The organism is Mucilaginibacter sp. (assembly GCF_965200995.1).
Lineage (GTDB): Bacteria > Bacteroidota > Bacteroidia > Sphingobacteriales > Sphingobacteriaceae > Mucilaginibacter.
Genome location: NZ_OZ241743.1, coordinates 2,238,951 through 2,251,469, shown reverse-complemented (window position 1 = coordinate 2,251,469; position 12,519 = coordinate 2,238,951). Strand labels below are relative to the sequence as shown.

The window sequence follows — 12,519 nt, the reverse complement described above, 5'->3', positions numbered from 1 at the left end:
TCTTCAGGTTTCTATCTGATGCTTTTTAAGCCTGAAGTTAAAAAGTGAGGCTTTACGATATACACCAAATCAGCCTGCCCAGATGCCAATACGCCGGCAAAAGCAATAGTGCCTGCTTTTTTGTAAAACACCGGGCTGCCTGAATACCCGGGCCCAACCGGCTCATAACGGGGATATTGCGCCCTGTAGTTAACAAAATCCAACACACCATCGGCCAGTTTCAAACGGTAACCGGGCGCTGCATCAGTTAGCAGGGTTAAAGCTGCCCCTTCCGGTTTTAAAGAAACAGATTGCGCTTTAGTGGATATGCCATGCGGCGGGTAACCATAAGTAAGCAATGTACTCCCCACTTCCATCTCAAGGTTTTTTATGAACGGATTGATGGTGTACACTTTATAACCGGCAGGCAAGTGCATTTCATAAAAGCACAAATCCGGGCTTTGCGTATAAAGCATGGTTACATTGCTTACTTTTAAATATTTTAAATTTAAAGGGACGAACTTGTAAGTTTTATGCTGATTGCCTGTAAGCCGAACATACCATAGCTTTGGGTAATAGCCCTGCTGCCGGTAGCCGTTCCAGCCGGTTAGCACATGATTAGCGGTAACCAGATACGTTTTGCCCCGATGAGTTACAAAGAACCCTGTGGCTTTCACTAAACCATAAGGTTTTACCGGCGGGTAAATATCTCCATATAATAAATAAGCGTATTTTGCAAGACCGGCAGCCGTGGTATCCTTGCGCTGGGCTAATGCATTAAAAAAGAATAAATTAAGAAATACAACAGCTAATATCCTCATTGCAAACCAACGCTTAAACCCAAATGCCTGATGATTGTGTATCAATAATAACAAATTGGCTGTAGTTCTTATGAACAACTTTTTAAACATTGAATGCTATATTTAAATTTTAGTTTCAGCCAAACGCTGTATTATGCTTAACCATGCACCTGAAACGCACTTATCTGGCTGATTTTCTTTCCCTGCTTTTCCCTGAGCTATGCCAGGCCTGCAATGCCGGTCTGTTGGGCCACGAAGATGTACTGTGTACGCAGTGCCTGTATGATTTGCCTTTTACTGACTACCATGCGCATGCTGATAACCTGGTGGCACAACAGTTTTGGGGGCGATTGCCCTTGCAGGCAGGTTATGCGTTGCTGCATTTCAGCAAAGGCGGTAAAGTGCAGCATTTGGTACACCAGTTGAAATACCAGAACATGCCGCAAATTGGCAATAAGCTGGGAAGCCTTACGGGAGGATATTTGCGGCAGCATGAGATATTACGTACAGCAGATTATGTAATACCGGTGCCGCTGCATAAAAGCAAGCTGCGCAAACGCGGCTACAATCAAAGTCTGCATTTTGCCGAAGGAATAGCGCAGGCCATGCAAATACAAGTGAATGATAACAATTTAGTACGTACCAGGGCCACTGAAAGCCAGACGCACAAATCGCGCTTTTCACGTTTCGAGAATATGAAGGAAGTATTTGCGGTAAAGCATCCTAGAAAATTGGCAGGAAAACATGTGCTGCTGGTAGATGATGTAATTACTACCGGCTCTACGCTGGAAGCCTGTGCACTGGCACTGCTTAAGGTGCCGCAGCTGAGTATAAGCATTGCTGCTATTGCTTACGCCGAGTAACTGATCAGCAATCATTTACTCCAAGAGCGGCAAATATTTGCCGGATATAAAATAAACTGTTTTTGTAACTTTTAGCGGAGTAGCAGCGTATACATACCCGGAGCGTTTAGTTATTAATTAATGGGCAGGAGTTTGCAGTAATGCTTCTCCTGTTTTTTATTTACTGCTTTTGGTAGCGGCTTAATTTATCATATAAAACTTTAGGGTCGAAAGGCTTCAGCACGTAATCATTCATACCCGCCCGAAGGATTTCATCCATCTGGTTGTGCAGCATGGATGCGGTAAGTGCAATTATCGGCACACTCTGCGAATAAGTATCTGCGCTTGAACGCAGCTCCTTAGTGGCCTCCAAGCCGCCTAAAACCGGCATATGAATATCCATTAATACAATGTCGTAATTGCGGTTTTTAACGATCTGATCAATAGCCTCTTCACCGTTTTCGGCAAAATCAGCAGTGGCTCCCCACTTTTTAAGTACTTTGTTGATCAATAAACGATTAATCTGATTATCGTCTACCACCAGTGCATGAAGGTTCAGTCCTGCTTCCACGTTGTTAACAATTTGAGCATTAAAGTTTTCGCCTTTGCTAAACACAATACTGAAATAAAAAGCAGAACCTTCGCCCGGTTCACTTTCTACCTGAATAAAGGAATGATGTAATTCAATTAACCGCTTGGTAATAGCCAGCCCAAGGCCGGTACCTCCGTATTTACGCGTAGTATCAGCGCTGGCCTGTTTAAACGATTCAAATATCGTATTAATTTTATCGGGGGCAATGCCGATACCCGTATCAGTTACCGCAAATTTTAACCTTACCTCTGATGAGGTTTGCTCAAGCGTATTAATTTCGATAGTTACAGTCCCCTTTTCGGTAAATTTTATGGCGTTACTTACCAGGTTCAGTAAAATCTGGGTCAGGCGGGTGCGGTCACCTAATACCACCGGGGGCACGGCTGGGTCAATTTGCTGCTGTAATGTAATATGCTGACTATTTACTTTAAATTGCATAGAACTGGCAACGCTTTGCACCAATTCGCGCAAATCCACCTTTTCTTTTTCAAGTTCAATATTGCCGCTGTCTATCTTTGCAAAGTCCAGCACATCGTTTATGAGCGTCATTAAGTTTTCGGCCGAAAACTTAAGCACCTTCAGGTTCTCCTTTTGCGACTCCAGCGGATTATCTTCCAGCAGCAGATGCGACATGCCGATTACCGCATTTAACGGCGTACGTATCTCATGGCTCATCACAGAGATAAACATATCCTTGGCCCGGCTTAGCTGCAAGGCCTCTTCTTTGGCTTGTATCAGCTCTACCTCTGCTTTTTTACGGGCCGATATATCAATGATAACTTCAATGTATTTATTAACTTCTCCCTGGCTGTTTAATATTACCGAATTAATTACAGTAATCCACAAAGGCTGTCCATCATTCCGGTAAATCAATAAATCAACCTCGTAGGATTGCTTATTTTTCGATAACAAGCGCGCTTGCTCAATAATACCGACATCTGTAAGCTCGCCTTTTAAAATATCGCCCAAGTGCAAGCCTTTTACCTGGCTCAGGCTATAGCTTGTAATTTGTTCAAAAGCACTGTTCACCCATTCTACATTCCCGTCGGCATCATTAATTACTATGCCGCTTACGGTACTACTGGCTACCAGCGATAGCAAGGTAAGTTGTTCTTCAGAACTTTTACGCTCGGTAATGTCTACCAGTACACCTACCTGCCGGTCTATCTGCCCGGCTTCATTCATTAACGGACTGTTATTGACATGCGCCCAAAAAGGCGTACCATCTTTACGATAAAGCTTAATCTCAATATCATAAGGGCATCCTTCGGCAGTAGCTTTAATTGCCTTCTCAAATACACTGTAATCAGTATCAGCACCAATAATGAGTTTGCCAAACTTATTACCCTTCATTTCTGCAAGGGTATAGCCGGTTATCGCCTCCATGGCTTCATTCATCCAGATCACGGTGCTTTCGTTATCACGTATCAGGATGCCGCTTGGCGATTTGCGGGCAGCAAAGGACAAGGTTTCCAGCTCCTGCTCGGCATGTTTACGGTCGGTAATATCAATAACTACCTTGATGTACTTGCTGATATTTCCTTCAGCATCCAGCACAGCGGAGTTAATAACTGATATCCAGTGTAATTCGCCATCCTTACGCCTGATAAGCAGATCTATCTCAAACGGCTTATTCGACTTGATCAGCGAACGAGTTTTCTCTAATATGGCCGTATTTTCATAATCGCCGCCCAATACATCAGCCATTTGCTTAAAGGCCACATCAGCCAGGTTATAACCAGTAATGGTTTCAAAGGCATCATTAATCCATACAATGCGATTGTCTGCATCAGTAATGGCCACACCATTGCTAACCTTGCTGGCTACCAGCGATAGCTGCTCCAGTTTGATAGAAGCTTGTTTTTGGCAAGTAATATCCCGGCCACTGGCGTACCACTTATTATTTTTGAAGATACCGGTCCAGCTTATCCATTTAACATCATTGTTTAATGTAGTAGTGGCCGTTTCCAGCTCAAACGGTTGCTGTGTGGCTACAGCCTTTTCTATTAAAGGCACGTACTGATCACGGTTTTGCCCTACTACAAAGGCCCACAGCGAGTGCCCGATTATTTTTTGGGGATCACGACCCAAAATATCACAAACCGCATTGTTAATCAGTTCAATTTTAGAGTTAGCATCGGCAATTAAATGAATTTCCGAGGAGTTATTGAACAGGTTATAAAATTCTTCCCGTTGCTTCAGGTTGGCTTCCAGCTGCTGCTTTTGCCGGCGCACGGAAAGGTGCGATATTACTTCTCGTGCCAGGGTTTGCAGGGCATCACGCTGCTCGGCACTTAAATGCTTGGGTTTCTGATCAAATACACATAAAGAACCCAGGCACTGGCCTTCGGCATCAATAAGCGGCGCACTGGCGTAGAAACGGATAGCGAAAGGACCGGTAACCAGGTCACTTGCAGCATAGTATTCGTTTTGAGTAGCATCCGGCACCTCCACCAAATCATTACTCATAACGGTATAACGGCAAAAAGATTCGGCACGCGGCACCTGATCTATCTCGGCCGGGGCACCAATTTTGGCTTTAAACCATTGCCGGTCTCTGTCAATAAAAGTAATCAGCGCCAGCGGTGTCTGGCAGATGTAAGAAGCCAGCCGTGCAATAGCATCATATTCCTCCTCGGGCAAGGTATCTAAAATATCATATGAATTGAGCGCCTGCTGGCGCTCAGTTTCGTTTGCCGGTATGGGGTAAGATGTGCTGCTCACTTTACGCTTTACTTATACAACGGAAACTTCTCCGTTAGCGAATGTACGTGTTTACGCACCTTCTTTACAGAATGTTCATCCTCGGGATTAGCTAATACGTCGTCAATCAATGCTACAATCTGCTCCATGTGCTTCTCCTTCATGCCACGGGTGGTTACCGCTGCCGTTCCTATACGTATACCTGAAGTAACAAAGGGCGATTTATCATCATAAGGAACCATGTTTTTATTTACGGTAATGTCGGCATTTACCAGCGCATTTTCTGCCGCTTTGCCTGAAATATTTTTGTTACGCAAATCAATCAGCATCAGGTGGTTATCTGTACCTCCTGAAATGATATTGTAGCCTTTTTCAATGAATGCATTTGCCATAGCCTGTGCATTTAATTTTACCTGCAGGGCATATTTCATATAACTATCACTCAGCGCTTCGCCAAAGGCTACTGCCTTAGCAGCAATGATATGCTCTAATGGCCCCCCCTGTGTACCGGGAAACACCGCAGCATCCAGCAGTGCCGACATCATTTTTACCTCTCCTTTAGGTGTTTTTAGTCCCCATGGATTTTCAAAATCCTTACCTAACAGGATGAGTCCGCCACGCGGCCCGCGCAGGGTTTTATGGGTAGTAGTGGTTACAATATGGCAATGCGGCAAAGGGTCGGTAAGCAAGCCACGTGCAATTAAACCGGAAGGATGCGAAATATCAGCCAGTACCAATGCGCCTGCTTCATCGGCTACCTGGCGGATGAAAGCATAATCCCAATCGCGCGAGTAAGCAGAAGCGCCGCAGATAATCATTTTGGGCCGCTCCCTTAACGCTACTTCCTTTAACTGCTCATAATTGATCAGGCCGGTATCCTGCCTTACGCCGTAAAAAAAGGGCTGATATAACTTACCCGAAAAATTAACAGGAGAACCATGTGTTAAATGGCCGCCGTGCGACAAATCAAATCCTAATATCTTATCACCGGGCTGCAGGCAGGCCAGCATTACTGCGGCATTAGCCTGTGCACCCGAGTGCGGCTGTACATTGGCCCATTGTGCATTAAACAACTGCTTGGCGCGCTCAATAGCGATAGTTTCTATTTCATCTACAATCTGGCATCCGCCATAGTAACGCTTACCGGGTAAACCCTCAGCATACTTATTAGTAGCTACTGAACCGGCCGCTTCCATTACCTGCTTACTGGCAAAATTTTCTGATGCAATCAGTTCCAGCCCCTCTTCCTGGCGCTGCTGCTCTTCATCCAATAACTTAAATATCAGCTTATCTTTTTTCATAATCTAAATTGCAGTGCTAAGGTAGGCAAAATCAGGGTGCTGGTTTATCTGTTACCCAAAAATTGTTGTAACCCAAGCCTATTTGTATTTCTACTAACTGCTGCTGCAACATTTCTAATAAAGCTAAAAAGTTATATACAAAATGCACCTTGTTGTCTGAGCCTTTGGCAATGGTATTAAAATTAAGACGGCTGTTAATTTGCAAAAGCTGCGTTACCCATTTTTTCTGCGCTTCAATGGTATAAGGATACTGTACTACAGTATGTGTAATTACTTCATTACGGCTTTGGTAGCGGCGCATTAAACGCTCGTATACCATCATCAGCCGGTATAAGCTTAAATCAGTCAGTTCTTCGCCTGGCAAGGCTTCATGTTCTGTCTGCTGTAAATCAGCCGCAATGTTTCCGCGCCGTTCCTGCTTCAGGCGTTCATCTTCAAGAGGCCGAAGCTCTTCGCATAACAGCTTAAACTTTTTATATTCAATCAGCCGGCGCACCAGCTCCTCTTTGCTGTCAATTTCATTTTCAGGCGTTTCTGCCTCATAGCGGGGCAGCAGCATACGTGCCTTAATACGCATTAAAGTTGCAGCCACCAGTATAAATTCACTGGCCAGCTCAATATTCAGGCTGCTCATTTGCCTGATGTAGGCCAGAAAATCATCGGTGATACGGGCTATAGCAATCTCATGAATATCCAGCTCGTCGCGCTCTATAAAAAACAGAAGCAGGTCAAAAGGCCCTTCAAATTGCGGTAACCGTATTTCAAACTGGTCTTCAGCCATTTCAGTTCAAAAGTATAGGTTTTATAACTGCGTTAAAATAACAGCGATGTTAATAAGGTTACTCATATTAAGTAATTAATGGCATAGCTTAATGTATTGCTAACGCCTTTCGGCTTATTGATATAAAAGAGGCGGCAGATGTTGATTAAAAACTTCTTTTAAAACCCGTTTGGCAGCATAATAGCCGCACATACCATGTACCCCTCCTCCCGGAGGGGTAGATGATGAACAAAGATATAATTCTTTAGCCGAGGTAGAATAAGGCGACCACCTTAACGCCGGCCGGGTAAACAACTGCCGTATATCAATTACACCACCATTGATATCGCCGCCAATGTAGTTGGGATTATGCTCCTCCATTTGCTGTGTATTATAGGTATGCCGGGCAAGTATCAAATCTTTAAAGCCGGGGGCAAAGCGTTCAATTTGCTGCTCAATGGCTTGTGTCATATCCTGCGTTGAGCCATTGGGCACATGGCAGTAGGCCCAAGCGGTATGCTTACCGTGCGGTGCCCTTGAGCTATCAAACAAACTTTGCTGCGCTAACAGTACGAATGGTTTTAACGGATGCCTGCCTTTCCAGGTATCCAATTCGCTGGCTGCAATTTCATTAAACGTATTACCGATGTGGATGGTTCCTGCTTTACAACATTCGGCATTGGTAAATGGAATAGGGCCATCCAGCGCCCAGTCAATTTTAAATACCCCTAATCCATAGCGGTAACGCTGCAGCTGCCATTGATATAATGAAGAGAATTTATGCCCGGCAATTTGCAGTAGCTGCCTGGGCGTTACATCGAATAATACAGCATGGGCAGAAGGTAACTGGCTAAGTGATTTAATGTAGGTTCCGGTTTGTATCTGCCCTCCTAAAGATTTATAGTAGCCTGCCAGTGCATTCGCAATACTTACCGACCCTCCTTGCGGTACAGGCCAACCGCCGGTATGCCCGGTTGCCAGCAGTACCATCGCTATTGCAGATGTTGTTAAATTAGATAGAGGCTGGATGGAATGTGCGGCCATACCTGCCAGCAATGCCTTGGCCTGTATAGTATGAAATCTTTTTGCCAGCAAGGTAACCGGTGTTACTGCCGTTATGCCGAACCTCGCCATAGCTGCGGGGTACTTAGGCCAGTGTAAAGGGCCAAGCACGTCTGGTGCAATCTTAGGCCAATCAGCGGCTAAAGGTCGCATAAAACGCTGATACTTTTCTGCATCGGCGCCTAAGAAGCGGGCAGTATGCTCAACAGATCGGGTTAATAGTGCTGCACTGCCATCATCAAGGGGATGAGCCGCATCAATTTCGGGATATATAAACTCAAGGCCATGCTTTGCCAAAGGCAAAGTTTTAAAGAAAGGAGACCCTGCGGCTAACGGGTGAATGGCTGAACAAACATCATGTTGAAAGCCGGGCAATGTAAGTGCTTCACTTCTGAGTCCGCCCCCAATGTGTTGATTTCCTTCGATAACGAGTGTTTGTATCCCATGTTGCTGAAGGGTAATAGCGGCGGCGAGGCCATTGGGTCCGGCGCCGATGACCAGGGCCTGGCAGTCTTTAGGTGGAGGTGGCATAAGGGGCATAAGCGCGGGCGGGGGCAAAAGGTTTTGGTTTATCTTCCGCAATTCCATCCTGATACCTACATCAACGCAAAAAGCCCTTTAAGCGAATGTGCTTAAAGGGCTTTGGTAAGGGATGGCGCCGACCTACTCTTCCGCCTGTTACGGCAGTACCATCGGCTCTGGCGGGCTTAACTGCTCTGTTCGGAAAGGGAAGAGGTGGACACCGCCGATATAGGCACCTGAATATTTTTAGTGATTTGAATCAAGAGACAGGATTCAGGAGCCGGTACCTTTAACAGGTGTTGACTTTTGAATTTTGGCTTTTGAATTCTCATCAATGACAATTCAGGGAAAGAAGGGATTGAAGGACCAACCGGGCAAGACCGGCAGTGATTGTTGTTGTTTTGTATATTGCTATACCTGTATATTTCTATACTGCTGTGTGCTTTGGGGCAGGCGTTACTGCTAACGGCCTGCCCTTGTTGCGCTTTTACGAAGAAAGCTTCGGGCAATTAGTATGACTTGGCTATGCGGTCACCCGCTTTACACCTGTCACCTATCAACGTAGTCGTCTGCTACGACCCTCAATGGAAGTCTCATCTTGTGGCTAGTTTCGCACTTAGATGCTTTCAGCGCTTATCTATTCCAAGCGTAGCTACCCTGCCGTACACCTGGCGGCATAACAGGTTCACCAGCGGCTTGTCCAACCCGGTCCTCTCGTACTAAGGTCAGCCCCACTCAAACTTCCTGCGCCCACAACAGATAGGGACCGAACTGTCTCGCGACGTTCTGAACCCAGCTCGCGTGCCACTTTAATCGGCGAACAGCCGAACCCTTGGGACCTTCTCCAGCCCCAGGATGTGACGAGCCGACATCGAGGTGCCAAACCTCCCCGTCGATATGAGCTCTTGGGGGAGATCAGCCTGTTATCCCCAGCGTACCTTTTATCCTTTGAGCGATGGCCCTTCCATGCAGAACCACCGGATCACTATATCCGTCTTTCGACCCAGCTCGGCTTGTCTGCCTCACTGTCAAGCAAGCTTATGCTATTGCACTCCCCGTACGGTTACCAAGCGTACTGAGCTTACCTTTGAAAGCCTCCGTTACCTTTTTGGAGGCGACCACCCCAGTCAAACTACCCGCCAAACAATGTTCTCCGCTATGCGGAGTTAGACACCCACTGCAGAAAGGGCGGTATTTCAAGATTGTCTCCACGAGTCCTGGCGAACCCGCTTCACTGACTCCCGCCTATCCTACACATCCTGCAGCCGGCATCAATGTTAAGCTATAGTGAAGGTGCATGGGGTCTTTCCGTCCCGTTGCGGGTAACCGGCGTCTTCACCGATACCACAATTTCACCGAGCTCATGGCTGAGACAGCGCCCAGATCGTTACACCATTCGTGCAGGTCGGAACTTACCCGACAAGGAATTTCGCTACCTTAGGACCGTTATAGTTACGGCCGCCGTTTACTGGGGCTTCGATTCAATGCTTCGCCTTGCGACTAACATCCCCTCTTAACCTTCCAGCACCGGGCAGGTGTCAGGCCTTATACTTCATCTTTCGATTTTGCAAAGCCATGTGTTTTTGTTAAACAGTCGCCTGGGCCTTTTCACTGCGGCTGGTATTGCTACCAGCGCCCCTTCTCCCGAAGTTACAGGGCCATTTTGCCGAGTTCCTTAGCCATGAATCACTCGAGCACCTTAGGATTCTCTCCTCGACTACCTGTGTCGGTTTCCGGTACGGGTTTTTTACGCCTGAAGCTTAGCAGGTTTTCTTGGAAGCCTGATTACCCTCATTATCCACTCGCCCGAAGGTCTGCGGTACTATCAGCTTTCAGCAAAGACGGGGTACTTAACTCCCATCCCTATACCTACGGCCTTTAACGAACTATTCCGTCAGTTCGCAGAGGTGTCACTACTCCGTCACTGCATCGCAGCGTAAAAAAGTGCAGGAATATTAACCTGCTGTCCATCGGAATCGCCCTTCGGCTTATCCTTAGGCCCCGACTAACCCTGATCCGATTAGCGTTGATCAGGAAACCTTAGTCTTTCGGTGGGCGGGTTTCTCTCCCGCCTTATCGTTACTTATGCCTACATTTGCTTTTCTATCCCCTCCACCAGGGCTTGCCGCCTCTGGCTTCTCCGCAGATAGAATGCTCCCCTACCAGTATAACCCTAAGGTTATAATCCATAGCTTCGGTATACCATTTAATGCCCGTTTATTATCCATGCCCGGCCGCTCGACTAGTGAGCTGTTACGCACTCTTTAAATGAATGGCTGCTTCCAAGCCAACATCCTAGCTGTCTGTGCAGCCGGACCTCGTTAGTTCAACTTAATGGTAATTTGGGGACCTTAGCTGATGGTCTGGGTTCTTTCCCTCTCGGCCCTGGACCTTAGCACCCAGAGCCTCACTGCAGCGAAACATTACTTAGCATTCGGAGTTTATCTGGATTTGGTAGGATTTGACTCCCCCGCACCCAATTGGTAGCTCTACCTCTAAGTAACTTTATGCGCCACGCTGTTCCTAAAAACATTTCGGGGAGTACGAGCTATTTCCCAGTTTGATTAGCCTTTCACCCCTACCCACAATTCATCCGGAAGCTTTTCAACGCTTATCGGTTCGGTCCTCCAGTACCTGTTACGGCACCTTCAACCTGACCATGGGTAGATCACAAGGTTTCGCGTCTACCTCCTCTGACTGCACGCCCTGTTCAGACTCGCTTTCGCTTCGGCTTCGGGGCTTAACCCCTTAACCTTGCCAGAGAAGAGTAACTCGTAGGCTCATTATGCAAAAGGCACGCCGTCACGCAACTTGTACGCTCCGACCGCTTGTAAGCACACGGTTTCAGGTTCTATTTCACTCCCCTGCTCGGGGTTCTTTTCACCTTTCCCTCACGGTACTGGTTCACTATCGGTCTTCCAGGAGTATTTAGCCTTACCGGATGGTGCCGGCAAATTCCCACAAGGCGTCTCCGACCTCGCGGTACTCAGGATACTACTAAGCCCATCTCTCATTACCCGTACGCAGCTCTCATGCTCTATGGCGGGCCTTCCCATGCCCTTCCGGTTCTTCAGATGATACCACATTGTAGTCCTATAACCCCGGCAGTGCCGTAACACTGCCGGTTTGGGCTGTTTCCCTTTCGCTCGCCACTACTCAGGAAATCACTGTTGTTTTCTTCTCCTCCGCCTACTTAGATGTTTCAGTTCAGCGGGTTTGCGCATTATCATGCGATCTACCTTCAGTAGATCAGGTTTCCCCATTCGGAAATCTGCGGATCAACTCTTATGTGCAAATCCCCGCAGCTTATCGCAGCTTATCACGTCCTTCATCGCCTCTGGAAGCCAAGGCATCCTCCGTGTGCCCTTTCTTACTTTCTTCTACACCGCCAGCTTTTGCTCCGGCGGGTATGCTTTTATCCAGGAGGCCGCTTTAGTTCGTTCGTTCATTGGTCATTCGTTCATCAGTTATTATCCTTGCAGATGCCAACTACGCACTATTCACAACTCACTATTCCCTAAGCCAACCGTCCCTATCACTGTTGTCTTACTCAGTTTGTCTTCAATTACTTCTTTCCATGATGTCAAAGAACGTTTTGCGATGGTTCACTGGTGCAGTAGTTTATTTGTTTATTGGTCTTATCCCAATGAACAAATGAACACTTGTTACTAATGAACGCTTCGCAGCGTGGAGAATAACGGATTCGAACCGTTGACCCCCTGCGTGCAAGGCAGGTGCTCTAGCCAGCTGAGCTAATTCCCCTCTCGTAAAGTGCTGCTTGTTAGCCTTCAGTAGTAGTCCCGAGCAGATTTGAACTGCTGACCCCTACATTATCAGTGTAGTGCTCTAACCAAACTGAGCTACGGGACTCTATAGTTTTGAATTAGGCACCCTGCTTGCTCTAGCTTTCCGCTTTACTTAGGGTTTCCTCTTTACTTTTTTCGTTCGTTCTGTAATA

At 46.7% G+C, this 12,519-nt stretch carries 6 protein-coding genes, 2 tRNA genes and 2 rRNA genes; 1 reads left to right on the top strand and 9 read right to left on the bottom strand.

Translation table 11 applies throughout. The features are described from left to right. Nucleotides 1-11 precede the first annotated feature (11 nt). Entirely contained in the window at nt 12-800 is a 789-nt protein-coding gene (locus tag ACY652_RS10615; RefSeq protein WP_462264345.1) for a hypothetical protein, read from the bottom strand. A gap of 143 nt (nt 801-943) precedes the next feature. Here ACY652_RS10615 and ACY652_RS10610 point away from each other — a divergent pair, with 143 nt between their 5' ends. Next, on the top strand, nt 944-1,642 hold the full coding sequence (locus tag ACY652_RS10610) for a ComF family protein (RefSeq protein WP_462264344.1): 699 nt from the start codon (nt 944-946) through the stop codon (nt 1,640-1,642). Between the two features lie 160 nt (nt 1,643-1,802). On the opposite strand, the gene ACY652_RS10605 is transcribed toward ACY652_RS10610, so the two are convergent. The 8 genes from ACY652_RS10605 to ACY652_RS10570 form a co-directional block, all read right to left on the bottom strand. After that, a complete protein-coding gene (locus ACY652_RS10605; RefSeq protein WP_462264343.1) occupies nt 1,803-4,937 on the bottom strand; it encodes a PAS domain S-box protein in 3,135 nt (1,044 codons plus the stop codon). Between the two features lie 8 nt (nt 4,938-4,945). Continuing rightward, nucleotides 4,946-6,217, bottom strand: coding sequence for a serine hydroxymethyltransferase (locus tag ACY652_RS10600; protein WP_462264342.1), 1,272 nt, complete (start codon nt 6,215-6,217; stop codon nt 4,946-4,948). Between the two features lie 31 nt (nt 6,218-6,248). Then, nucleotides 6,249-6,998, bottom strand: a complete 750-nt coding sequence (locus ACY652_RS10595) for a segregation and condensation protein A (protein WP_462264341.1) — start codon at nt 6,996-6,998, stop codon at nt 6,249-6,251. Between the two features lie 114 nt (nt 6,999-7,112). Continuing rightward, nucleotides 7,113-8,570: a phytoene desaturase family protein gene (locus ACY652_RS10590; RefSeq protein WP_462264340.1), complete on the bottom strand. Its 1,458-nt coding sequence runs from the start codon at nt 8,568-8,570 to the stop codon at nt 7,113-7,115. A gap of 119 nt (nt 8,571-8,689) precedes the next feature. Continuing rightward, a 5S ribosomal RNA gene (gene rrf, locus ACY652_RS10585) occupies nt 8,690-8,801 on the bottom strand. A 249-nt stretch (nt 8,802-9,050) separates the two neighbouring features. Next, nucleotides 9,051-11,942: ribosomal RNA gene (locus tag ACY652_RS10580) — 23S ribosomal RNA — on the bottom strand. Between the two features lie 307 nt (nt 11,943-12,249). Further along, nucleotides 12,250-12,323 (bottom strand) — tRNA-Ala (locus ACY652_RS10575). Nucleotides 12,324-12,356: 33 nt separating this feature from the next. After that, nucleotides 12,357-12,431, bottom strand: a tRNA-Ile gene (locus tag ACY652_RS10570). Nucleotides 12,432-12,519 lie beyond the last annotated feature (88 nt).

Bases quoted from the DNA above. Each gene is read 5' to 3' on its own strand.
- ACY652_RS10610 (WP_462264344.1), top strand. From the start codon at position 944: ATGCACCTGAAACGCACTTATCTGGCTGATTTTCTTTCCCTGCTTTTC.
- ACY652_RS10595 (WP_462264341.1), bottom strand. From the start codon at position 6,998: ATGGCTGAAGACCAGTTTGAAATACGGTTACCGCAATTTGAAGGGCCT.
- ACY652_RS10590 (WP_462264340.1), bottom strand. From the start codon at position 8,570: ATGCCACCTCCACCTAAAGACTGCCAGGCCCTGGTCATCGGCGCCGGA.
- ACY652_RS10600 (WP_462264342.1), bottom strand. From the start codon at position 6,217: ATGAAAAAAGATAAGCTGATATTTAAGTTATTGGATGAAGAGCAGCAG.
- ACY652_RS10615 (WP_462264345.1), bottom strand. From the start codon at position 800: ATGAGGATATTAGCTGTTGTATTTCTTAATTTATTCTTTTTTAATGCA.